This window comes from Agromyces mangrovi (assembly GCF_030296695.1).
Classification (GTDB): domain Bacteria; phylum Actinomycetota; class Actinomycetes; order Actinomycetales; family Microbacteriaceae; genus Agromyces; species Agromyces mangrovi.
On the sequence record NZ_AP027737.1, the window covers coordinates 3,518,175 to 3,540,046 of the forward strand.

The window sequence follows — 21,872 nt, forward strand, 5'->3', positions numbered from 1 at the left end:
TAGGCGATGCGATCCGCCCGTCGTGTCGCCGCCCGCACGGCGTCCCGCGCGGGGTTTCCGGCGGCTCACAGCGACCCGGTTACGCCGTGAGCGTCACGCAATCTCAGCGGAACACGCTGCTCGCTATGCTGAGGGTGCTCGCCTCGACGCGGCATCCACCCCCTTCCGTCCCGACGGATCGCGTGCTGCCCGTCGACGTGGCACTTCACGAGGGGTGCAGGCGGAGTGCCCCGGCCTCACGCGAATGATCGAAGGGATCAGAACAAGGTGGCAGCACTGCAATGGCAGCCGATCGACGACAAGGCCGTGGACACCGCTCGTGTCCTCGCAGCGGACGCGGTGGAGAAGGTCGGCAACGGCCACCCCGGCACCGCGATGAGCCTCGCGCCGGCGGCGTACCTCCTCTTCCAGAAGGTGATGCGCCGGGACCCGTCCGACCAGCACTGGCTCGGACGTGACCGCTTCATCCTCTCCGCCGGACACAGCTCGCTCACGCAGTACGTGCAGCTGTACCTCGGCGGCTACGGCCTCGAGCTGGAGGACCTCGAGTCGCTCCGCACCTGGGGCTCCAAGACCCCGGGCCACCCCGAGTACGGGCACACCGACGGCGTCGAGATCACGACCGGTCCGCTCGGCCAGGGCCTCGCCTCCGCCGTCGGCTTCGCGTACGCCGCACGCTTCGAGCGCGGCCTGTTCGACCCCGACGCGCTGCCCGGCGAGAGCCCGTTCGACCACCACGTCTACGTGATCGCGTCCGACGGCGACCTGCAGGAGGGCGTGACCAGCGAGGCATCCTCGCTCGCCGGCCACCAGCAGCTCGGCAACCTCGTGGTGCTCTACGACTCGAACCAGATCTCGATCGAGGACGACACCGACATCGCCTTCACCGAGGACGTCGCGGCGCGCTACGCGGCCTACGGCTGGCACGTGCAGACCGTCGACTGGAAGCAGACCGGCGAGTACGTGGAGGACGTGCAGGAGCTGCACGCCGCCATCGAGGCCGCGAAGGCCGAGACCGGGAAGCCCTCGATCATCGTGCTGAAGACGATCATCGGCTGGCCCGCCCCGAACAAGCAGAACACGGGCAAGATCCACGGCTCCAAGCTCGGCGCCGAGGAGCTCGCGGCGACCAAGGAGGTGCTCGGCTTCGACCCCGAGCAGCACTTCGCGGTCGACCCGGAGGTGCTCGCCCACACGCGGCTCGCCGTCGACCGCGGCGCCGTCGAGCGCTCCGAGTGGGAGCTCTCGTTCAACACCTGGGCCGAGGCGAACCCCGAGCGCAAGGCGCTGCTCGACCGCGTGCTCGCGGGCGAGCTGCCCGAGGACATCGCCGACGCGCTGCCCGTGTTCGAGGCCGGAAAGGACGTCTCGACGCGTGCCGCGTCGGGCAAGGTCATCAACGCGCTCGCCGCGCAGCTGCCCGAGCTGTGGGGCGGCTCGGCCGACCTCGCCGAGTCGAACCTCACGACGATCAACGGCGCCGAGTCGTTCATCCCGACCGAGCACTCGACGCACGAGTTCCACGGCACCCCGTATGGCCGCGTGCTGCACTTCGGCATCCGCGAGCACGCGATGGCGGCGATCGTCAACGGCATCGTGCTGCACGGCCCGACCCGCGCGTTCGGCGGCACCTTCCTCATCTTCAGCGACTACATGCGCCCCTCGGTGCGCCTTGCGGCGCTGATGGACATCCCGTCGATCTACGTGTGGACGCACGACTCGGTCGCGCTCGGCGAGGACGGCCCGACGCACCAGCCGATCGAGCAGCTCGCGTCGCTGCGCGCCATCCCGAACATGACGGTGGTGCGCCCCGGCGACGCGAACGAGACCGCGCACGCGTGGCTCGAGATGCTGAAGCGCCGCGGCGGGCCCGCCGGCATCGCGCTGACCCGCCAGAACATCCCGGTGTTCGAGCGCGGCGAGGGCGAGGCATCCGGCGACACCCTCGCGTCGGCCGCAGGCGTCGCCAAGGGCGCCTACGTCATCGCCGAGGCGCCGAACGGCACCCCCGACGTGATCCTCATCGCGACCGGCTCCGAGCTGCAGCTCGCACTCGCGGCGCGCGAGACGCTCGCCGCCGACGGCGTGCAGGCTCGCGTCGTCTCGGCACCGAGCCTCGAGTGGTTCGAGGAGCAGGACGCCGAGTACCGCGAGCACGTGCTGCCCGCAGCCGTCACCGCCCGCGTGTCGGTCGAGGCCGGCCTCGCGCTCACCTGGGGCCGCTACGTGGGCGACCGCGGACGCAGCGTCTCGATCGAGCACTTCGGCGCCTCCGCCGACTACCAGACCCTGTTCCGCGAGTTCGGCATCACGGCCGAGGCCGTCGTCGCCGCGGCGAAGGACTCGCTCGCGTCCTGACGCGGGCAGAAGGAGAGAGAACCACCATGGCAAGCACTCCCACCGCAGCACTCTCGGAGGCCGGCGTCAGCATCTGGCTCGACGACCTCTCGCGCGAGCGGATCGCCTCGGGCGGGCTCGAGGCGCTCATCGCCGACCGCAACGTCGTCGGCGTGACCACCAACCCGACGATCTTCGCGGGCGCGCTCGCGAAGGGCGACGCGTACGCGGAGCAGGTCGCCGCGCTCGCGGCCGACGGCGCCGACGTCGACCGCGCGGTCTTCGAGATCACCACCGACGACGTCCGCGCCGCGGCCGACGTGTTCCGCCCCGTCTACGACGCGACCGCCGGCTTCGACGGCCGCGTCTCGATCGAGGTGGCCCCGAACCTGGCGAACGACACCGACGCCACCATCGCCGAGGCCAAGCGGCTCTGGGCGAAGGTCGACCGGCCGAACACGATGATCAAGATCCCCGGCACGAAGGCCGGGCTCCCCGCGATCACCGAGGCGATCGGCTCGGGGATCAGCGTCAACGTCACGCTGATCTTCTCGCTGCAGCGCCACGCCGAGGTCATCGACGCGTACCTCGCGGGCCTCGAGCAGGCGAAGGCCGCCGGCATCGACCTGTCGACGATCCACTCGGTCGCGTCGTTCTTCGTCTCCCGCGTGGACACCGAGATCGACAAGCGGCTCGATGCGATCGGCGGCGACCAGGCCACCGCGCTGCGCAGCAAGGCGGGCGTCGCCAACGCCCGACTCGCCTACCAGGTGTACGAGCAGGCGTTCGCGAGCGACCGCGCGCAGGCGCTCGTCGCCGCCGGCGCGAACCCGCAGCGTCCGCTCTGGGCGTCGACGGGCGTGAAGGACCCGAGCCTGTCCGACACGCTCTACGTGACCGAGCTGGTCGCCGAGGGCGTCGTGAACACCATGCCCGAGAAGACGCTCGAGGCGACGTTCGACCACGGCGTCGTCACCGGCGACACCGTGACCGGCGCCTACGCCGAGGCCCAGGGCGTGCTCGACGCCCTCGCCGCCGTCGGCGTCGACTACGACGACGTCACCGCGACCCTCGAGTCGGAGGGCGTCGACAAGTTCATCGTCTCGTGGAACGAACTGCTCGAGACCGTCTCGGGCGCACTGGAGGGGGCACGATGAGCGTCCGCATCTCCGTCGGCGGCGCGGCCGCCGACGCCGTCCGCAGCACGGTCCCGACGCTCGTCGCCGACGGCGTCGCCTCGAAGATCGCCGCGCACGACGCCACCCTGTGGGGCGAGGCCGCCGTCGACGAGGCGAGCAAGCGCCTCGGCTGGACGCACGCCGTCGAGGTCTCGCGGCCGCTCGTGCCCGAGATCCTCGCGCTGCGCGACGAGCTCCGCGCGGCCGGCGTCGAGCACTTCGTGCTCGGCGGCATGGGCGGCTCCTCGCTCGCCCCCGAGGTCATCACGCGCACCGCCGGCGTCGAGCTCACCGTGCTGGACTCGACCGACCCGGGCCAGGTGCGCGCCGCGCTCGCGGATCGCCTCGCAGCATCCGCCATCGTCGTGTCGTCGAAGTCGGGCTCCACCGTCGAGACCGATTCGCAGCGCCGCATCTACGAGCAGGCGTTCCGAGAGGCGGGCATCGACCCGACCGGCCGTATCGTGATCGTGACCGACCCGGGCTCGCCGCTCGACGCGTCGGCACGCGAGGCGGGCTATCGCGTGTTCAACGCCGACCCGACCGTCGGCGGACGCTACTCTGCGCTGACCGCGTTCGGACTCGTGCCGTCGGGGCTCGCCGGCGTCGACATCGCCGGGCTGCTCGACGATGCGGAGTCGGTCGAGGCCGCGCTCGGCGTCGACTCCGAGGACAACCCCGGCCTCGTGCTCGGTGCCGCGATCTCCGCGACGAAGCCGCTGCGCGACAAGCTCGGCATCATCGCCGACGGCACGCACATCCTGGGCTTCGCCGACTGGGCCGAGCAGCTCATCGCCGAGTCCACCGGCAAGGAGGGCACCGGCATCCTGCCCGTCGTGCTCGACACCGAGTCGCCCGAGGTGACCGCCGGCCTGCCCGACGTGCAGCTCGTGCGCCTGGTGGCGGATGCGGGTGAGCAGCCGTTCCACGACGGCGACGAGATCCGCGTCTCGGGCTCGCTCGGCGCGCAGCTCGTGACCTGGGAGGTCGCCACGGCGGTCGCCGGTCGTCTGCTCGGCATCAACCCGTTCGACCAGCCCGACGTGGAGTCGGCGAAGATCGCCGCGCGCGGCCTGCTCGACTCCCGACCCGAGCCCGCCCCCGCGGCGTTCGTGTCGGAGGGCATCGAGGTGCGCGGCACGCCCGACGTGATCGGCGCCGCCAGCGACCTGCCGTCGGCCATCGAGGTGCTGCTCGAGGAGGTGCCGTCGGACGGCTACATCTCGGTGCAGGCATACGTCGACCGGCTCGCGCTCCCCCAGCTCGCCGAGCTCCGCGACGTGCTCGCGGCGCGCTCCGGACGACCCGTCACGTTCGGCTGGGGTCCGCGCTTCCTCCACTCGACCGGCCAGTTCCACAAGGGCGGACCCGCCGTGGGCGTGTTCCTGCAGATCACCGCCGTGCCGACCGAGGACCTCGCGATCCCCGACCGTCCGTTCACCTTCGGCGAGCTGATCGCGGCGCAGGCCTCGGGCGACGCGAGCGTGCTCGCCGACCACGGCCGGCCGGTGCTGACGCTCACCCTCACGGCCGACGCGCAGCCGGGCACCCTGCTCGGCGCCGCGGGCTGAGCGGAGGAACCGGATGCAGCCGGCCCCGATCGCCAAGGGACAGAACCCGCTCCGTTCGCCGAAGGACTACCGACTCAACCGCATCGCCGGGCCGAGCGGCCTGATCATCTTCGGCGTGACGGGCGACCTGTCGCGCAAGAAGCTGATGCCCGCCGTGTACGACCTGGCGAACCGCGGGCTGCTCCCGCCGGGCTTCGCGCTCGTCGGGTTCGCCCGTCGCGACTGGGAGGACCAGGACTTCGGCAAGGTCGTGCACGACGCCGTCAAGCAGTACGCGCGCACCGAGTTCCGCGAGGAGGTCTGGCAGCAGCTCTCGCAGGGCATCCGCTTCGTGCCGGGCACCTTCCAGGACGACGAGGCGTTCGAGCGCCTGCGCAAGACCGTCGAGTCGCTCGACCGCGAGCGCGGCACGATGGGCAACCACGCGTTCTACCTGTCGATCCCGCCGAAGTCGTTCCCCATCGTCACCGAGCAGCTCCGGCGCTCCGGCCTGACGAAGCAGGAGGACGGCCAGTGGCGACGGGTCGTCATCGAGAAGCCGTTCGGTCACGACCTCGAGTCGGCACGCGAGCTCAACGACGTCGTCGCATCCGTGTTCCCGCCCGACTCGGTGTTCCGCATCGACCACTACCTCGGCAAGGAGACGGTCCAGAACATCCTCGCGCTGCGGTTCGCCAACCAGCTGTACGAGCCGATCTGGAACGCCAACCACGTCGACCACGTGCAGATCACCATGGCCGAGGACATCGGCGTGGGCGGTCGCGCAGGCTACTACGACGGCATCGGCGCGGCGCGCGACGTCATCCAGAACCACCTCCTCCAGCTGCTGGCCCTCACGGCCATGGAGGAGCCGGTGACGTTCGATGCCGCCGACCTCCGCACCGAGAAGGAGAAGGTGCTCTCGGCCGTGCGGCTGCCCGCCGACCTCGCCACCGGCACCGCCCGCGGCCAGTACGCGGGCGGCTGGCAGGGCGGCGAGAAGGTCCCCGGCTTCCTCGACGAGGACGGGATGAACCCCGAGTCGACGACCGAGACCTACGCGGCCATGAAGCTCGAGATCGGCACCCGCCGGTGGGCCGGCGTGCCGTTCTACCTCCGCGCGGGCAAGCGCCTCGGCCGACGCGTCACGGAGATCGCCGTGGTGTTCAAGCGCGCCCCGCAGCAGCTGTTCGAGGACAGCCAGACCGCGCAGCTCGGCCAGAACGCGCTCGTCATCCGCGTGCAGCCCGACGAGGGCGTGACCATCCGGTTCGGCTCGAAGGTGCCCGGGGCCGGCATGCAGGTGCGCGACGTCACCATGGACTTCGGCTACGGCCACGCCTTCACCGAGGCGAGCCCCGAGGCCTACGAGCGACTGATCCTCGACGTGCTGCTCGGCGACCCGCCGCTGTTCCCGCGTCAGGAGGAGGTCGAGCTCTCCTGGAAGATCCTCGACCCGATCGAGGAGTTCTGGGCCACGCAGGGTCAGCCGGAACAGTACGCTCCGGGGTCCTGGGGGCCCGACTCCGCTGATGAACTGCTCGCCCGCGACGGCCGGACCTGGAGGCGCCCATGATCGTCGACCTTCCCGACACCACCACCGCGAAGGTCTCCAAGGCCCTCGTGAAGATCCGCGAGGAGGGCGGCGCCGTCGCCCTGGGCCGCGTGCTGACCCTCATCATCGAGACCGAGGCCGGGTACGAGGAGGACGCGATCGAGGCGGCCAACGACGCCTCGCGCGAGCACCCGATGCGCGTCATCGTGATCTCGGTCGACGCGCCCGACGCGGAGGCGCGGCTCGACGCGCAGATCCGCGTGGGCGGCGACGCCGGCGCGAGCGAGGTGATCGTGCTGCACGCCAAGGGCGGCACGGCGAGCGACCCGCAGGGACTCGTCATGGGCCTGCTGCTGCCGGATGCCCCGGTGGCGGTGTGGTGGCCCGGCAGGGCGCCCGAGGTGCCCGGGCGCTCCCCGCTCGGCCGCATCGCCCAGCGCCGGATCACGGATGCCTCCACCCAGCCGGACCCGCAGGCCGCGGTGCACGCCCTCGAGGGCCGCTACACGCCGGGCGACACCGACTTCGCCTGGACCCGGCTGACGCTCTGGCGGGCGCAGCTCGCCGCGGTGCTCGACCAGCCGCCGTACGAGCCGGTCACGCGCGTCGAGGTCGTGGGCGCGATCGACTCGCCGTCGACCACGCTGCTCGCCGCCTGGCTCGGCATGCAGCTCGGAGCGGAGGTCGAGCTCGTGCTGACGCCGGTCGAGGAGGGCTCGCACGGCATCCGCGGCGTCGTCCTGCACCGCTCGACCGGTCCGATCGAGCTGCTCCGCGACGTGCCGTCGGTGGCGAAGCTGCGGCAGCCGGGCCAGCCCGACCACGACGTGGCCCTCCCGCGGCGCAACCTGCGCGACTGCCTCGCCGACGAGTTGCGGCGTCTCGACCCCGACGAGCTCTACGGCGACGTGCTCGTCGACGGGCTGCCGCTCTGCCACCCGGAAGGATCCGCTGCATGACCAACGACCGCCGCGTCCTCGTGCACTCCGGCAAGCCGGCGCTCGCGAGCGCCGTCGCCGCACGGTTCATCACCAAGGTGCTGGACCTGCTCGACGAGAAGCCGGAGCTGCACATCGCGCTGACGGGCGGGTCCATGGGGATCGCCGTGCTCGACGCGATCCGCCACTCCCCCGCATCCGACACCATCGCGTGGGATCGCCTGCACTTCTGGTGGGGCGACGACCGGTGGGTGCCGGGCGGCGACCGCGAGCGCAACGACGCCCAGGCGTGGGAGGCGCTGCTCGACCACGTGCCCGTGGACGCCGCGAAGGTGCACGCCATGCCCGCGTCGGACTCCGGGCTCGACCTCGACGCCGCCGCCGACGCCTACGCGGCCACGCTGCGCGAGTTCGCCACGGGAGACGACGAGCACCCCGTGTTCGACATCGCGTTCCTCGGTGTCGGCCCCGACGGGCACATCGCGTCGCTGTTCCCGCACCGGTCCGGCATCGGGGTGACCGACCGCACGGTCGTCCCCGTGCGCCGCTCGCCCAAGCCGCCGCCCGAGCGACTCAGCCTGACGCGCCCGGTGCTGAACGCCGCCGACCGCATCTGGATGGTGCTGGCCGGCAGCGACAAGGCGTCGGCCCTGGGCCTCGCCCTCGCGGGCGCGAGCCGCGACGAGGTGCCCGTCGCGGGCATCAAGGGGCGCCGTCGCACGGTGTTCTTCGTCGACGGGGACGCGGCGGCCGAGGTGCCGCCGCAGCTCATCGCACCCGACTACTGAGTCGCGGCGACCGCCGTAGACGCCGACGGCCCGACCGGATCATCCGGTCGGGCCGTCTCGTCGTTCGGGGGTCGTCAGGACCCGGAGGTCTGGCCGCGGCGCGCGCGCAGCTGCTGGAGCGCGTCGTCGAGCAGCTGCTCGGCCTCGTCGTCGCTCCGGCGCTCCTTCACGTACGCGAGGTGCGTCTTGTACGGCTCCGCCTTCTGCTCGCTCGGCGGGTTGTCCTTGTCGCGGCCCGCCGGCAGGCCGGTCGACGGGCTGTCGATGACCTCGGGGATCTCCTCGTCGGGCAGCGACGCCGCGAAGTACCGGACCGTCTCGTTGCCGAGGGCGTCCCAGTAGCTCACGGCCACGCGCTCGGCGTGGTAGCCGTGGTCCTGCTCGCCCATGGGGCCCGCGCCGACGCGCGAGCCGCGGATTGCGCTGTTTCCCGAAACCACAAGGGCCTTTCGTCAGATGCCGGTGTCGAACTTGGTGATGAGTCCCAGGACCACGATGCACGAGACCCAGACGAGCCCGAGCACCACGGTGATGCGATTGAGGTTCCGCTCCGCGACGCCGGAGGCGCCGAGGCTCGAGGTCATGCCGCCGCCGAACATGTCGGAGAGGCCGCCACCGCGACCCTTGTGCAGCAGGATGAGCAGCGTCAGCAGGAGGCTGGTGAGGCCCAGGAGGACCTGCAGCACGACCTGGAGAATATCCACGAAGAACCCTTTCCGAGGCGCGGCGGTGCCGCGCAGACATCAGTCGATCATAGCAAGGCGCGGGCGTCGCGCCCGCAGCCCGCGCTCAGACGCCGACGTGCTTCTGGAATCGCGCGATGCTCGAGAACTCGTCGATGTCGAGGCTCGCCCCGCCGACCAGCGCACCGTCGACGTTCGGCTCGCGCATGAACCCCGCGATGTTCGCGGACTTCACGGAACCGCCGTAGAGGATGCGCGTCTTCGCGGCGACGTCCTCGCCGAGCACCTCGGTCAGCGTCGAACGCAGTGCGGCCGCGACCTGCTCGGCCTGCTCGGGCGTCGCCGCCTGGCCGGAGCCGATCGCCCAGACCGGCTCGTAGGCCACCACGATGTCCGCCGCCTCCGAGACGCCCGCGAGGGCGGCCTTCAGCTGCGCGACCGGCACCGCACTGGGTCCGTGCTGCTCCAGGTCCTCCGCGGTCTCGCCGACGCAGATGATCGGCACGAGGTCGTGCCGGAGCGCCGCCTGCACCTTCGCCGCCACGACCTCGTCGGACTCGGCGTGCAGCGTACGCCGCTCCGAGTGGCCGATGATGACGTAGCCGCAGTCGAGCTGCTTCAGGAACCCGCCGGGGATCTCTCCCGTGTAGGCGCCCGAGTCGTGCGCGGAGAGGTCCTGCGCGCCGTACGCCAGCGGCAGCTTGTCGGCCGCGATCAGCGTCTGCACCGACCGCAGGTCGGTGAACGGCGGGAACACGGCCACCTCGACCGAGGCGAAGTCGTGCTTCGCGTCGGCGAGGCTCCAGGCGAGCTTCTGCACGAACGCGATCGCCTGCAGGTGATCGAGGTTCATCTTCCAGTTGCCCGCGATGAGCGGGACACGGCTCACTGCCATCCGAGGACCTCCAGTCCGGGGAGCTTCTTGCCCTCGAGGAACTCGAGGCTCGCGCCTCCGCCCGTCGAGATGTGCCCGAAGGCGTCGTCGTCGAATCCGAGCGCGCGCACGGCAGCGGCGGAGTCGCCGCCGCCGACCACGCTGAGCCCGTCGACCTCGGTCAGCGCCTGCGCGACGGTCTTCGTGCCGGCCGCGAACGGCGCGAGCTCGAACACGCCCATCGGGCCGTTCCAGAACACCGTCTTCGACGACCGGATGACCTCGGCGAACGCGGCCGCGGTCTCCGGGCCGATGTCGAGGCCCAGGCCGGACGCGCCGAACGGCGTGTCCTCGATGGCATCGGCCGGCCGCACGACGTGCTCGGCGTCGGCGCTGAACGACGCCGCGACGACCACGTCGGTGGGCAGCACGATCTGCACGCCGAGGCGCTCGGCCTCCGCGAGGTAGCCCTGCACGGTCTCGATCTGGTCGCTCTCGAGCAGGCTCGAACCGACCTTGTGCCCCTGCGCGGCGAGGAACGTGAAGAGCATGCCGCCGCCGATGAGCAGGCTGTCGACCCGCGGCAGGAGGTGCTCGATGACGCCGAGCTTGTCGGACACCTTCGACCCGCCGAGGACGACCGCGTACGGCCGCTCGGGGGTCTCGGTGAGGCGGTCGAGCACGTCGAGCTCGGCCGCGATCAGCAGGCCCGCGGCACTCGGCCGCGACTCGACGAGCTCGTACACGCTCGCCTGCTTGCGGTGCACGACGCCGAAGCCGTCGGAGACCACCGCGTCGGCGAACTCCGCGAGCTTCCCGGCGAACCCGGCGCGCTCGTCGGCGTCCTTGCTGGTCTCCTCCGCGTTGAAGCGGAGGTTCTCGAGCACGAGCACCTCGCCGTCGCCGAGGGCGGCGACCGCTGCCGACGCCGATTCGCCGACCGTGTCGGTGGCGAACGCCACCGGGCGGCCGAGCAGCTCGCCCAGCCGCGCGGCGGCCGGTGCGAGCGAGTACTTCGGGTCGGGCGCGCCGCCGGGGCGGCCCAGGTGCGAGATCACGATCACGCGGGCGCCCTGCTCGAGCAGTGCGGTGATCGTGGGGACCGAGGCGCGCACGCGCCCGTCGTCGGTGATCCTGCCGTCCGCGAGCGGAACGTTCAGGTCACACCGGACGACGACGCGTGCACCGCCGAGCGGACCGAGCGAGTCGATGGTGCGCAGCGACATGCGGAACCGTCAGAGACGCTCGGCGACGAACTCGGTGAGGTCGACGAGGCGGTTCGAGTAGCCCCACTCGTTGTCGTACCAGCTCGAGAGCTTCACCTGGTTGCCGATGACGCGCAGGAGCCCCGCGTCGAAGATCGACGAGTGTGGGTCGGTGACGATGTCGCTCGACACGATGGGGTCCTCGGTGTACTTCAGGATGCCCTTGAGCGGGCCCTCGGCGGCGGCCTTGTACGCGGCCTTGACCTCGTCGACGGTCACCTCGCGCGACGCGGTCACGGTGAGGTCGGTGATCGAGCCGGTCGGCACCGGCACGCGCAGCGCGAAGCCGTCGAGCTTGCCGACCAGCTCGGGCAGCACGAGGCCGATCGCCTTCGCGGCACCGGTCGAGGTCGGCACGATGTTCACGGCGGCGGCGCGTGCACGACGGAGGTCCTTGTGCGGGCCGTCCTGCAGGTTCTGGTCGGCCGTGTAGGCGTGCACCGTGGTCATGAGGCCGTGCTCGATGCCGAAGGCGTCGTTGAACACCTTCGCCAGCGGGGCGAGGCAGTTCGTGGTGCACGACGCGTTGGAGATGATGTTGTGGGCGGCCGGGTCGTACTCGTCCTCGTTCACGCCGAGCACGAAGGTCGCGTCCTCGCCCGTGGCGGGTGCGGAGATGAGCACCTTCTTGGCGCCCGCGTCGATGTGCTTCTTCGCGTCGGCGGCCTTGGTGAAGAAGCCGGTCGACTCGATGACGATGTCGACGCCCAGGTCGCCCCAGGGCAGGTTCGCGGGGTCGCGCTCCGAGAAGACCTTGATCGCGTTGCCGTTGACGATGAGGTTCTCGTCGTCGAACTCGACGGTCGCGTCGAGGCGGCCCGTGATCGAGTCGTACTTCAGCAGGTGGGCGAGGGTCTTGTTGTCGGTGAGGTCGTTCACCGCGACGATCTCGAGGTCGGCGCCCTGTGCGAGGGCTGCGCGGAAGTAGTTGCGGCCGATCCGGCCGAAGCCGTTGATCCCGATCTTGACGGTCACGAAGGTTTCTCCTGTTGCTTCTGGCCTCTGCGGCTCGTGGTGGATTGAGGAGTCGGAACGACGCGGTCCCCGGGCAGGGCCCGGGGACCCTGCGTTCGCTATGACAGTAGCAGCAGCCCCGAGGTCTTCTCGCGGGCCGTCGCGAAGCGCTGCTGCACGTTCGCCCAGTCGACGATGTCCCAGAACGCCTTCACGTAGTCCGCGCGGACGTTCTTGTAGTCGAGGTAGTAGGCGTGCTCCCAGACGTCGAGCATGAGCAGCGGCACGATGCCCGCCGGGAGGTTGGCCTGCTGGTCGAAGAACTGCAGCACGACGATGCGCTCGCCGATCGAGTCCCACGCGAGCACGGCCCATCCGGAGCCCTGCACGCCCATCGCGGTCGCCGCGAAGTGCGCCTGGAACGCGTCGAACGAGCCGAAGTGGTCGTCGATCGCGGCCGCCAGCTCGCCGGTCGGCTTGTCGCCGCCGTCGGGCGACATGTTCGTCCAGAAGATCGAGTGGTTCACGTGACCGCCGAGGTTGAACGCGAGGTCCTTCTCGAGCTTGTTCACGTTGGCGAGGTTGCCGGTCTCGCGCGCCTCGGCCAGCTGCGCGAGCGCCGTGTTCGCGCCCGTCACGTACGCCTGGTGGTGCTTCGAGTGGTGCAGCTCCATGATGGTGCCGCTGATACTCGGGGCGAGTGCCGAGTAGTCGTAGGCGAGATCGGGCAGTGTGTAGTCAGCCATTGCTTCTCCTTGTCAGATGCCGGCACGCCGTACGCGAACCGGCTTCGAGCGACCCGTTCGAGTCTATTCACGTTCCCCGGCGCACCGGGGCCCGTGACGTCATCTCACACGTCGTCGAGATCGGGCGGCAGGCTCGCCTCGGTGTCCGGTACGCCGAGATCGGCGGCCTTCTTGTCTGCCATCGCGAGCAGGCGACGGATGCGACCGGCGACCGCGTCCTTGGTCATCGGCGGGTCGGCGTGGTGGCCGAGCTCGTCGAGGCTCGCGTCGCGGTGCGCGAGGCGCAGCCGGCCGGCGTAGCCGAGGTGCTCGGGCACGTCGTCGCCGAGCAGCTCGAGCGCGCGCTCCACGCGCGCGCACGCCGCCACGGCCGCCTGGGCGGACCGCCGCAGGTTGGCGTCGTCGAAGTTCACCAGCCGGTTGGCCGTCGCGCGCACCTCGCGGCGCTGGCGCAGCTCCTCCCAGTTGCGCACCGTGCCCGCGGCGCCCATCTCGGCGAGCATCGCCCCGATCGCCTCGCCGTCGCGGATGACGACGCGGTGCACCCCGCGCACCTCGCGGGCCTTGGCCGGGATGGACAGGCGACCCGCGGCCCCGACGAGGGCCATCGCCGACTCGTTGCCCGGGCAGGTGATCTCGAGGGCCGCCGAACGGCCCGGATCGGTGAGGCTGCCGCGCGCGAGGAACGCGCCGCGCCAGACGCCGGCGACCTCTTCACGCGAACCCGTCGTGAGGCGGTTCGGCAGCCCGCGCACGGGCCGGCGGCGCGCATCGAGCAGGCCGGTCTGGCGCGCGAGGGTCTCTCCGCCGTCGAGCACCCGCACGAGGTACTGGTCGCCCCGGCGCGATGCGCCCGAGGACGTCACCGAGACGTCCGCCCGCACGCCGTAGAGCTCCGCGAGGTCGCGTGCGGCGCGCCGCGCGATCGCCACAGAGTCGACCTCGGCCTCGACCGCGATGCGGTTCGAGATCACGTGCAGTCCGCCCGCGAATCGCAGCAGCGAGGCCAGCTCGGCCGCGCGAACGCTCGTGCGACTCACCTCGAACCGGGCCAGCTCGTCCTTGACGTCGGCTGTCAGCGCCAATCGTGTGTCCATCCTGTCGATCGCCTCGATTCGGGCGTGGTGTTTCCTATTCGCGGCCGAGGTCGCGGTGCCTGATGCTCACCGCGAGCCCGGGCACCGCCCGCAGCCGCGTCGCCAGCGCCTCGGCGATCGCCACCGAGCGGTGCTTCCCGCCGGTGCATCCGATCGCCACGGTCGCGTGGCGCTTGTTCTCGCGCTGGTACCCGTCGAACACGGTGCCGAGGACACGAGCGTACCCGTCGAGGAACTCGCCGGCACCCTCCTGCTCCAGCACGTAGCGTGCCACGGCGTCCGCCTCGCCCGTCAGCGCGCGCAGGTCGGGCTTCCAGAACGGATTCGGCAGGAACCGCGCGTCGGCGACCAGGTCGGCGTCGGGAGGCAGCCCGTACTTGAACCCGAAGCTCATGACGGTCACGCTCAGCTCGGCGGCGTCGGCGGCCGCGAACGAGTCGCGGATCGTGGACGCGAGCTGGTGCACGTTGAGCTCGCTCGTGTCGATGATGACGTCGCTCGACGCCTTGAGCTCGGCCACGCGCGTGCGCTCGGCGGTGATGCCGTCGAGGATGGTGCCGTCGCCCTGCAGCGGGTGCGGGCGACGCACCGACTCGAACCGGCGCACCAGCGCCGCATCCGTCGCGTCGAGGAAGATGACCCGCAGGTTGAGGCCCGTGCGGAGCGCCTGCACGATGTCCTGCAGCTCCGAGAAGAAGTCGCCGCCGCGGATGTCGACGACCGCGGCGATGCGGGGCAGGGTCGCGCCGGCGCGCTCGACCAGCTCGACGAGCGGTCGCAGCATCTGCGGCGGGAGGTTGTCGACGACGTACCAGCCGAGATCTTCCAGCGCGTTCGCGACGGTGGATCGGCCGGCCCCGGACATGCCGGTGACGATGAGCATCTCCTGGCGTACCCGTTCGTCGCTCATGCGGTCCCGGTCCCCCTCTCGTCCACCGCGTCCCAGCCTACCGACCGGCGACCGCCTCGGGGTGCAGGTGCCGGTGCACGGCCTCCGCGGTGGCCGGACCCACGCCCTTCACCTCGGCGATCTCGTCGGGCGTCGCCTGCCGCAACCGGGTCACCGACCCGAAGTGGCGCAGCAGCTCCTTCACGCGTGCGGGGCCGAGGCCCGGCACCTCCGCGAGCACCGAGCCGATGTCGCGCTTGCGCCGCTGGCGCTGGTGCGTGATCGCGAACCGGTGGGCCTCGTCGCGGATGCGCTGGAACATGAACAGCGCCTCGCTGTTGCGCGGCAGCACGACCGGGAACGGCGACTCCGGGGTCCAGATCTCCTCGAGGCGCTTGGCGATGCCGCAGACCCGGATGCCTCGGACACCGCTCTCCTCGAGCGCACGCGCGGCCGCGGCGACCTGCGGCTCGCCCCCGTCGACGATCAGCAGGTTGGGCCGGTAGGCGAACTTCTTGCGTCGCCCCGTCGTCGCCGGGTCGTCGTCCACGGGCGGCGAGCCGTCGAGCGGCGGCTCGCCGGAGGCATCCGTCGCCCCATCGCCCACGCCCGCACCGGTGTCGTCGCCGTCGCGCAGGTACGCGAGGCGCCGGGTCAGCACCTGGTGCAGGGCCTCGGTGTCGTCGGCGTACTCGGGGATGGTGAAGCGCCGGTACTCGTCCTTGCGGGGCAGGCCGTCCTCGAACACGACCATCGACGCGACGATGTTCGTGCCGGAGAGGTGCGAGACGTCGTAGCACTCCATGCGCAGCGGGGCATCCGCCATGTCGAGTGCCTCCTGGATGTCCTCCAGCGCCTGCGACCGCGCCGTGAAGTCGGCGCTGCGGCGCGTCTTCGCCAGCATCAGCGCGTGCGCGGCGTTCTGGCGAGCGGTCTCCAGCAGCGCCGCCTTGTCGCCGCGCTGCGCGACCTTGAGGCGCACCCGGCGGCCGGCGATGGTCTCGAGCCACGCCTGGAGCGCCTCGACGTCGTCGGGCAGCTCGGGCACCACGACCTCGGCCGGCGGCGTCTCGACCCCGCCGTACACGTTCTGCAGCACCGAGTCGACGAGGTCGCCGAGGTCGACGTCGAGCTCCTTGTCGACCGTCCACGCGCGCACGGCCCGGATGCGTCCCCTGCGCACCCGGAAGAGCTGCACCGCCGCCGAGAGCTCGTCGTGCTCGATGCCGAACAGGTCGACGTCGACCGAGTCGCGCAGCACCACCGCGGTCTTCTCGAAGAACGACCGTGCCGCCGACAGCTGGTCGCGACGGCGTGCGGCCTGCTCGTAGTCCTGCGCGGCGGACGCCTCGCGCATCTGCCGCTCGAGCTCGTCGATGATGCGGCTGTCCTGGTTCTGCATGAAGGCGACGAACTCGTCGACGTGGTGCCGGTGCTCGGCGATGCCCACGGTGCCCGAGCACGGCCCGAAGCAGCGCCCGATCTGGCCGAGGAAGCAGGGCTTCCCGGTCGCCATGGCGCGCTTGTAGTCGGAGTCCTTGCAGGCCCGGGTCGGGAAGATCGTGCGCAGCAGGTCGAGGGTCTCCTGCGCCGCCCACACCTTCGGGTACGGGCCGAAGTACTTCGCGCCCGGGATGTTCGCGCGCCGCGTCACGATGGCGCGCGGCGCCTCGTCGGCGAGCGTCACCGCGATGTACGGGTACGACTTGTCGTCGCGGTACTTGACGTTGAACGGCGGGTCGAATTCCTTGATCCAGGTGTACTCGAGCTGGAGCGCGTCGACGTCGCCGCCGACGACGGTCCACTCCACCGAGGCCGCCGTGAGCACCATGCGCCGGGTGCGCTCGTGCAGGCTGCGGAGCGGCACGAAGTAGTTCGACAGCCGGGCCCGGAGGTTCTTGGCCTTCCCGACGTAGAGCACCCGCCCGTTCTCGTCGCGGAACCGGTACACCCCGGGCCGGGTCGGGATCTCCCCGCCTTCGGCCGGTACGGGACGGTGTCGCGCATGCCGCTCAGCTTGCCGCCTCGACGCGGGCCGCGGGCGCCTCCTCGAGGATCTCGGCGAGGAACCGGCCCGTGTGGCTCTCCTCGACCGCGGCGACCTCCTCGGGCGTGCCGGTCGCGACGATCGTGCCGCCCCCGGAGCCGCCCTCGGGGCCGAGGTCGATGACCCAGTCGGCCGACTTGATCACGTCGAGGTTGTGCTCGATGACGATCACGGTGTTGCCCTTGTCGACGAGCTTGCCGAGCACCTTCAGCAGCTTCTGGACGTCCTCGAAGTGCAGGCCCGTCGTCGGCTCGTCGAGCACGTAGACGGTGCGGCCGTTCGAGCGGCGCTGGAGCTCGGTCGCGAGCTTCACGCGCTGCGCCTCGCCGCCGGAGAGCGTGGTGGCGCTCTGCCCGAGCTGCACGTAGCCGAGCCCGACGTCGACGAGCGTCTTCAGGTAGCGGTGGATCGCCGAGATCGGCTCGAAGAACTCCGCCGCCTCGCTGATCGGCATCTCGAGCACCTCGGCGATGTGCTTGCCCTTGTAGTGCACCTGGAGGGTCTCGCGGTTGTACCGCGCTCCCCGCACACCTCGCACGCCACGTACACGTCGGGCAGGAAGTTCATCTCGATCTTGATCGTGCCGTCGCCCGAGCACGCCTCGCAGCGCCCGCCCTTGACGTTGAAGCTGAACCGGCCGGGCAGGTAGCCGCGCGCCTTGGCCTCGGTCGTCTCGGCGAACAGGGTGCGGATGCGGTCGAAGACGCCCGTGTAGGTCGCGGGGTTCGACCGCGGCGTGCGCCCGATGGGCGCCTGGTCGACGTGCACCACCTTGTCGAGGTTGTCGAGCCCCTCGACCCGCAGGTGGCGGCCCGGCACCTTGCGGGCGCCGTTCAGCCGGTTCGCGAGCACCCGGTACAGGATGTCGTTCACGAGCGACGACTTGCCGGAGCCGCTCACGCCCGTCACCGCGGTGAACACGCCGAGCGGGAAGGTGACGTCGACGGCCTTGAGGTTGTTGGCGGATGCTCCGCGCACCGTGATCTCGCGATCGTGATCGACGGCCCTGCGAATCGCGGGCACCGCGATGCTCCGGCGGCCGGCCAGGTAGTCGCCCGTGACCGAACGCCGGTTCTCGACGAGCTCGCGGTAGCTGCCCGAGTGCACGACCTGGCCGCCGCCCACGCCGGCGCCGGGGCCGATGTCGACGATCCAGTCGGCGGTGCGGATCGTGTCCTCGTCGTGCTCGACGACGATGAGCGTGTTGCCCAGGTCGCGCAGGGCGACGAGCGTCTCGATGAGTCGGCGGTTGTCGCGCTGGTGCAGGCCGATGCTCGGCTCGTCGAGCACGTAGAGCACGCCCGTGAGGCCCGACCCGATCTGCGTGGCGAGCCGGATGCGCTGCGCCTCACCGCCCGAGAGCGTGCCCGCGGCACGCGCGAGGTCGAGGTAGCTGAGCCCCACGCGGATCAGGAAGTCGAGCCGGAGCTTGATCTCGCGCAGCACCTGCGCCGCGATCGCCTGCTCGCGCTCGGTGAGCTCGAGGCGGTCCATGAACTCGCGCGCGTCGTCGAGGCTCAGCAGCCCGACGTCCGCGATCGAGTGGTCGTGGATGAGCACCGAGAGCACCTCGGGCTTCAGGCGCTTGCCGTCGCAGACGGGGCACGGCACCTCCCGGAGGTACTCGGCCCAGCGGGCGCGCTGCACGTCGGACTCGGCCTGCAGGTACTGGCGCTCGATGTACGGCACAACGCCCTCGAAGCCCGACGTGTACGACAGCTCGCGCCCGTAGCGGTTGCGCCAGCGCACCTTCACCTCGAAGTTGTCGCCGTGCAGCACGGCGTCCTGCACCGCGGCCGGCAGCTCGTTCCACGGGGTGTCGAGCGAGAAGTCGAGGTCGCGCGCGAGGCCGTCGAGCAGCTTCTCGTAGTAGTTGTAGAGGCTCTTGCCCTGGCTGGTCCACGGCAGGATGACGCCGCCGGCGATGCTCAGCTCGGGGTCGCCGAGCAGCAGCTGGTCGTCGACCGACATCCTCGTGCCGAGGCCCGTGCACTCGGGGCAGGCGCCGAACGGCGCGTTGAACGAGAAGGTGCGCGGCTCGATCTCGGTGAGCTGGATCGGATGCTGGTTGGGGCACGACAGCTTCTCGGAGAACGTCTGCCAGGCATCGTCTCCCTCGCGGTCGACGAAGTTGATGCGCACGAGGCCGTCGGTGAGGCGCAGCGCCGTCTCGAGCGAATCGGTGAGCCGGCCGAGGATCTCGGGACCGGCGACGAGCCGGTCGATGACGACCGAGATGTCGTGCTTGACCTGCTTCTTGAGCTTCGGCGGGTCGGTGAGCTGGATCATCTCGCCGTCGACGAGCGCGCGCGAGTACCCCTGCGCCGCGAGCTCGGCGAAGAGGTCGACGAACTCGCCCTTCTTCTGGCTCACGACCGGGCTCAGCACCTGGTAGCGGGTGCGCTCCTCGAGCTCCATGAGCTGGTCGGCGATCTGCTGCACGGTCTGGCGCTGGATCTTCTCGCCGCAGACCGGGCAGTGCGGCACGCCGATGCGCGCCCAGAGCAGGCGCATGTAGTCGTAGATCTCGGTGATCGTGCCGACCGTCGACCGCGGGTTGCGGTTGGTCGACTTCTGGTCGATGGAGACCGCGGGGCTGAGCCCCTCGATGAAGTCGACGTCGGGCCGGTCGACCTGGCCCAGGAACTGGCGCGCATAGGCCGAGAGCGACTCGACGTACCGTCGCTGGCCCTCGGCGAAGATGGTGTCGAACGCGAGTGACGACTTACCCGAGCCGGAGAGCCCGGTGAACACCACGAGCGAATCGCGCGGGAGCTCGACGTCGACGTTCTGGAGGTTGTGCACGCGAGCGCCGCGCACGCTCAGGCGCGCGCGGGTCTCGAGATGGGAGATTGCCACCACTCGAGTCTAGGCACGCCCACCGACACTGAGGCACGCGCTCAGCTCAGATGCCCGGCCTTCTCCATCTGGCGCAGCTCGCGCTTGAGCTCGGAGACCTCGTCGCGCAGGCGCGCCGCGAGCTCGAACTTGAGCTCGGCCGCCGCCTCGAGCATCTGGCCGTTCAGGTCGGCGATGAGCTCCTCGAGGTCGTTCGCGCCCGACGCGGCGATGCCCTCGCGCTTGAGGTTCGGCACCGGCGACTTCTTGCTTCCCGCGCGGCCCGCGAGGAGCGCGGCCGTGTCCGCCTCCTCGCGCGCGAGCACCGCCGTGATGTCGGCGATGCGCTTGCGCAGCGGCTGCGGGTCGACCCCGTTGGCTCGGTTGTACTCGACCTGCTTCTCGCGGCGCCGGTTCGTCTCGTCGATCGCCAGGCGCATCGAGTCGGTGAGCACGTCGGCGTACATGTGCACCTGGCCCGACACGTTGCGGGCGGCGCGCCCGATGGTCTGGATGAGCGACGTCGACGAGCGCAGGAACCCCTCCTTGTCGGCGTCGAGGATCGCCACGAGCGACACCTCGGGCAGGTCGAGTCCCTCGCGCAGCAGGTTGATGCCGACGAGCACGTCGTAGACGCCCGCGCGCAGCTCCGTCAGCAGTTCCACGCGGCGGAGCGTGTCGACGTCGGAGTGCAGGTACCGCACCCGCACGCCGGCCTCGGTGAGGAAGTCGGTGAGGTCCTCCGCCATGCGCTTGGTGAGCGTGGTCACGAGCACGCGCTCGTCGCGCTCCGCCCGCGCCCGGATCTCCTCGAGCAGGTCGTCGATCTGCCCCTTGCTGGGCTTCACGACGATCTCGGGGTCGACGAGGCCGGTCGGGCGGATGATCTGCTCGACCACGCCGTCGGCCATGCCGAGCTCGTAGCGCCCCGGGGTCGCGGACAGGTACACGGTCTGGCCGACGCGCTCGGAGAACTCGTCCCACGTGAGCGGGCGGTTGTCGAGCGCGCTCGGCAGGCGGAACCCGTGCTCGACGAGCGTGCGCTTGCGCGACGAGTCGCCCTCGAACATCGCGCCGATCTGCGGCACCGTCACGTGCGACTCGTCGATCACGACCAGGAAGTCATCGGGGAAGTAGTCGAGCAGGCAGTGCGGCGGCTCCCCCGCCTCGCGCCCGTCGATGTGCCGCGAGTAGTTCTCGATGCCCGAGCAGAAGCCGATCTGCTCCATCATCTCGAGGTCGAACGTGGTGCGCATGCGCAGCCGCTGCGCCTCGAGCAGCTTACCCTGCCGCTCGAGCTCGGCCAGCCGCTCCTCGAGCTCGGTGCGGATCGTGCCCACCGCGCGGTCAATCACCTCGGTGCTCGCGACGTAGTGCGACCCGGGGAACACCGGGACCGAGTCGAGCTGCGCCACGACCTCGCCGGTGAGCGGATGCAGGTGGTAGAGCGCCTCGATCTCGTCGCCGAACATCTCGATGCGGATCGCGAGCTCCTCGTACACCGGGATGATCTCGATCGTGTCGCCGCGCACCCGGAAGGTGCCGCGCGAGAACTCGATGTCGTTGCGCTGGTACTGCATCGAGACGAACTTGCGGATCAGCCAGTCGCGGTCGAGCCGCTGGCCCACCTGCAGCGGCATCATCGCTGCGAGGTACTCCTCGGGCGTGCCGAGCCCGTAGATGCACGAGACCGTCGAGACGACGACCACGTCGCGCCGGCTGAGCAGCGAGTTCGTGGTCGAGTGCCGCAGACGCTCCACCTCGGCGTTGATCGACGAATCCTTCTCGATGAAGGTGTCCGTCTGCGGCACGTACGCCTCGGGCTGGTAGTAGTCGTAGTACGAGACGAAGTACTCGACGGCGTTGTTCGGCAGCAGCTCGCGGAACTCGTTGGCGAGCTGCGCGGCGAGGGTCTTGTTGTGCGCGAGCACGAGGGTCGGCCGTTGCACCGCCTCGATGAGCCACGCCGTCGTCGCCGACTTGCCGGTGCCCGTGGCGCCGAGCAGCACGACGTCGGTCTCGCCGGCGTTCACGCGGCCGGCGAGCTCCGCGATGGCGGCCGGCTGGTCGCCGCTCGGCGAGTACTCGCTGACCACCTCGAACGGGCGCACGGAACGGGTCGACTGCATGGCG

General features: G+C 70.9%; 15 protein-coding genes and 2 pseudogenes. 6 read left to right on the plus strand and 11 right to left on the minus strand.

Annotation, left to right across the window (positions count from 1 at the left end; all coding sequences use genetic code 11):
- The first annotated feature begins 267 nt into the window (after positions 1-267).
- Genes tkt through pgl form a run of 6 tightly spaced genes read left to right on the plus strand, consistent with a single transcriptional unit; the run spans position 268 to position 8,346 of the window.
- Positions 268-2,358 (plus strand): transketolase, encoded by a 2,091-nt coding sequence (gene tkt / locus QUE38_RS16860; RefSeq protein ID WP_286309483.1) that lies wholly within the window; start codon positions 268-270, stop codon positions 2,356-2,358.
- Between the two features lie 26 nt (positions 2,359-2,384).
- Positions 2,385-3,494 carry a transaldolase gene (gene tal / locus QUE38_RS16865; protein WP_286309484.1) on the plus strand — a complete coding sequence of 370 codons (1,110 nt, stop codon included), beginning with the start codon at positions 2,385-2,387 and terminating at the stop codon, positions 3,492-3,494.
- A complete protein-coding gene (locus tag QUE38_RS16870; protein ID WP_286309485.1) occupies positions 3,491-5,086 on the plus strand; it encodes a glucose-6-phosphate isomerase in 1,596 nt (531 codons plus the stop codon). Before tal ends, QUE38_RS16870 begins: the two co-directional genes overlap by 4 nt.
- 13 nt (positions 5,087-5,099) lie before the next feature.
- The gene (gene zwf, locus QUE38_RS16875; RefSeq protein ID WP_286309486.1) at positions 5,100-6,641 is read left to right on the plus strand and encodes a glucose-6-phosphate dehydrogenase; all 1,542 of its coding nucleotides are present in this window, start codon (positions 5,100-5,102) and stop codon (positions 6,639-6,641) included.
- Positions 6,638-7,579, plus strand: a complete 942-nt coding sequence (locus tag QUE38_RS16880; RefSeq protein ID WP_286309487.1) for a glucose-6-phosphate dehydrogenase assembly protein OpcA — start codon at positions 6,638-6,640, stop codon at positions 7,577-7,579. The genes zwf and QUE38_RS16880 overlap by 4 nt, the downstream gene beginning before the upstream one ends.
- Complete coding sequence (pgl, locus tag QUE38_RS16885; RefSeq protein WP_286309488.1) at positions 7,576-8,346, plus strand: 6-phosphogluconolactonase; 771 nt, start codon at positions 7,576-7,578, stop codon at positions 8,344-8,346. The genes QUE38_RS16880 and pgl overlap by 4 nt, the downstream gene beginning before the upstream one ends.
- A 74-nt stretch (positions 8,347-8,420) precedes the next feature.
- On the opposite strand, the gene QUE38_RS16890 is transcribed toward pgl, so the two are convergent.
- The 11 genes and pseudogenes from QUE38_RS16890 to uvrB form a co-directional block, all read right to left on the minus strand.
- Positions 8,421-8,735, minus strand: coding sequence for an RNA polymerase-binding protein RbpA (locus QUE38_RS16890; RefSeq protein WP_433996926.1), 315 nt, complete (start codon positions 8,733-8,735; stop codon positions 8,421-8,423).
- Between the two features lie 63 nt (positions 8,736-8,798).
- Entirely contained in the window at positions 8,799-9,050 is a 252-nt protein-coding gene (gene secG, locus QUE38_RS16895) for a preprotein translocase subunit SecG (protein WP_281886560.1), read from the minus strand.
- Between the two features lie 85 nt (positions 9,051-9,135).
- Positions 9,136-9,924 carry a triose-phosphate isomerase gene (tpiA, locus tag QUE38_RS16900; RefSeq protein WP_286309490.1) on the minus strand — a complete coding sequence of 263 codons (789 nt, stop codon included), beginning with the start codon at positions 9,922-9,924 and terminating at the stop codon, positions 9,136-9,138.
- Positions 9,915-11,129 (minus strand): phosphoglycerate kinase, encoded by a 1,215-nt coding sequence (locus tag QUE38_RS16905; RefSeq protein WP_286309491.1) that lies wholly within the window; start codon positions 11,127-11,129, stop codon positions 9,915-9,917. Before QUE38_RS16905 ends, tpiA begins: the two co-directional genes overlap by 10 nt.
- Before the next feature lie 9 nt (positions 11,130-11,138).
- Positions 11,139-12,143, minus strand: a complete 1,005-nt coding sequence (gap, locus tag QUE38_RS16910) for a type I glyceraldehyde-3-phosphate dehydrogenase (protein WP_286309492.1) — start codon at positions 12,141-12,143, stop codon at positions 11,139-11,141.
- Positions 12,144-12,241: 98 nt separating this feature from the next.
- Positions 12,242-12,868 carry a superoxide dismutase gene (locus QUE38_RS16915; protein WP_286309493.1) on the minus strand — a complete coding sequence of 209 codons (627 nt, stop codon included), beginning with the start codon at positions 12,866-12,868 and terminating at the stop codon, positions 12,242-12,244.
- A 104-nt stretch (positions 12,869-12,972) separates the two neighbouring features.
- Positions 12,973-13,953 (minus strand): DNA-binding protein WhiA, encoded by a 981-nt coding sequence (whiA, locus tag QUE38_RS16920; RefSeq protein WP_286311885.1) that lies wholly within the window; start codon positions 13,951-13,953, stop codon positions 12,973-12,975.
- A gap of 46 nt (positions 13,954-13,999) precedes the next feature.
- Complete coding sequence (gene rapZ / locus QUE38_RS16925) at positions 14,000-14,875, minus strand: RNase adapter RapZ (protein WP_286309494.1); 876 nt, start codon at positions 14,873-14,875, stop codon at positions 14,000-14,002.
- A gap of 37 nt (positions 14,876-14,912) precedes the next feature.
- Positions 14,913-16,861 (minus strand): annotated as a pseudogene (uvrC, locus tag QUE38_RS16930) (excinuclease ABC subunit UvrC).
- A 5-nt stretch (positions 16,862-16,866) separates the two neighbouring features.
- Positions 16,867-19,760, minus strand: a pseudogene (uvrA, locus tag QUE38_RS16935) (excinuclease ABC subunit UvrA).
- A 41-nt stretch (positions 19,761-19,801) separates the two neighbouring features.
- The gene (gene uvrB, locus QUE38_RS16940; protein ID WP_286309495.1) at positions 19,802-21,868 is read right to left on the minus strand and encodes an excinuclease ABC subunit UvrB; all 2,067 of its coding nucleotides are present in this window, start codon (positions 21,866-21,868) and stop codon (positions 19,802-19,804) included.
- Positions 21,869-21,872 lie beyond the last annotated feature (4 nt).

Bases quoted from the DNA above. Each gene is read 5' to 3' on its own strand.
- zwf (WP_286309486.1), top strand. From the start codon at position 5,100: ATGCAGCCGGCCCCGATCGCCAAGGGACAGAACCCGCTCCGTTCGCCG.
- rapZ (WP_286309494.1), bottom strand. From the start codon at position 14,875: ATGAGCGACGAACGGGTACGCCAGGAGATGCTCATCGTCACCGGCATG.
- QUE38_RS16880 (WP_286309487.1), top strand. From the start codon at position 6,638: ATGATCGTCGACCTTCCCGACACCACCACCGCGAAGGTCTCCAAGGCC.
- tal (WP_286309484.1), top strand. From the start codon at position 2,385: ATGGCAAGCACTCCCACCGCAGCACTCTCGGAGGCCGGCGTCAGCATC.
- QUE38_RS16905 (WP_286309491.1), bottom strand. From the start codon at position 11,129: ATGTCGCTGCGCACCATCGACTCGCTCGGTCCGCTCGGCGGTGCACGC.
- QUE38_RS16870 (WP_286309485.1), top strand. From the start codon at position 3,491: ATGAGCGTCCGCATCTCCGTCGGCGGCGCGGCCGCCGACGCCGTCCGC.
- tpiA (WP_286309490.1), bottom strand. From the start codon at position 9,924: ATGGCAGTGAGCCGTGTCCCGCTCATCGCGGGCAACTGGAAGATGAAC.
- QUE38_RS16915 (WP_286309493.1), bottom strand. From the start codon at position 12,868: ATGGCTGACTACACACTGCCCGATCTCGCCTACGACTACTCGGCACTC.
- uvrB (WP_286309495.1), bottom strand. From the start codon at position 21,868: ATGCAGTCGACCCGTTCCGTGCGCCCGTTCGAGGTGGTCAGCGAGTAC.
- QUE38_RS16890 (WP_433996926.1), bottom strand. From the start codon at position 8,735: ATGGGCGAGCAGGACCACGGCTACCACGCCGAGCGCGTGGCCGTGAGC.
- pgl (WP_286309488.1), top strand. From the start codon at position 7,576: ATGACCAACGACCGCCGCGTCCTCGTGCACTCCGGCAAGCCGGCGCTC.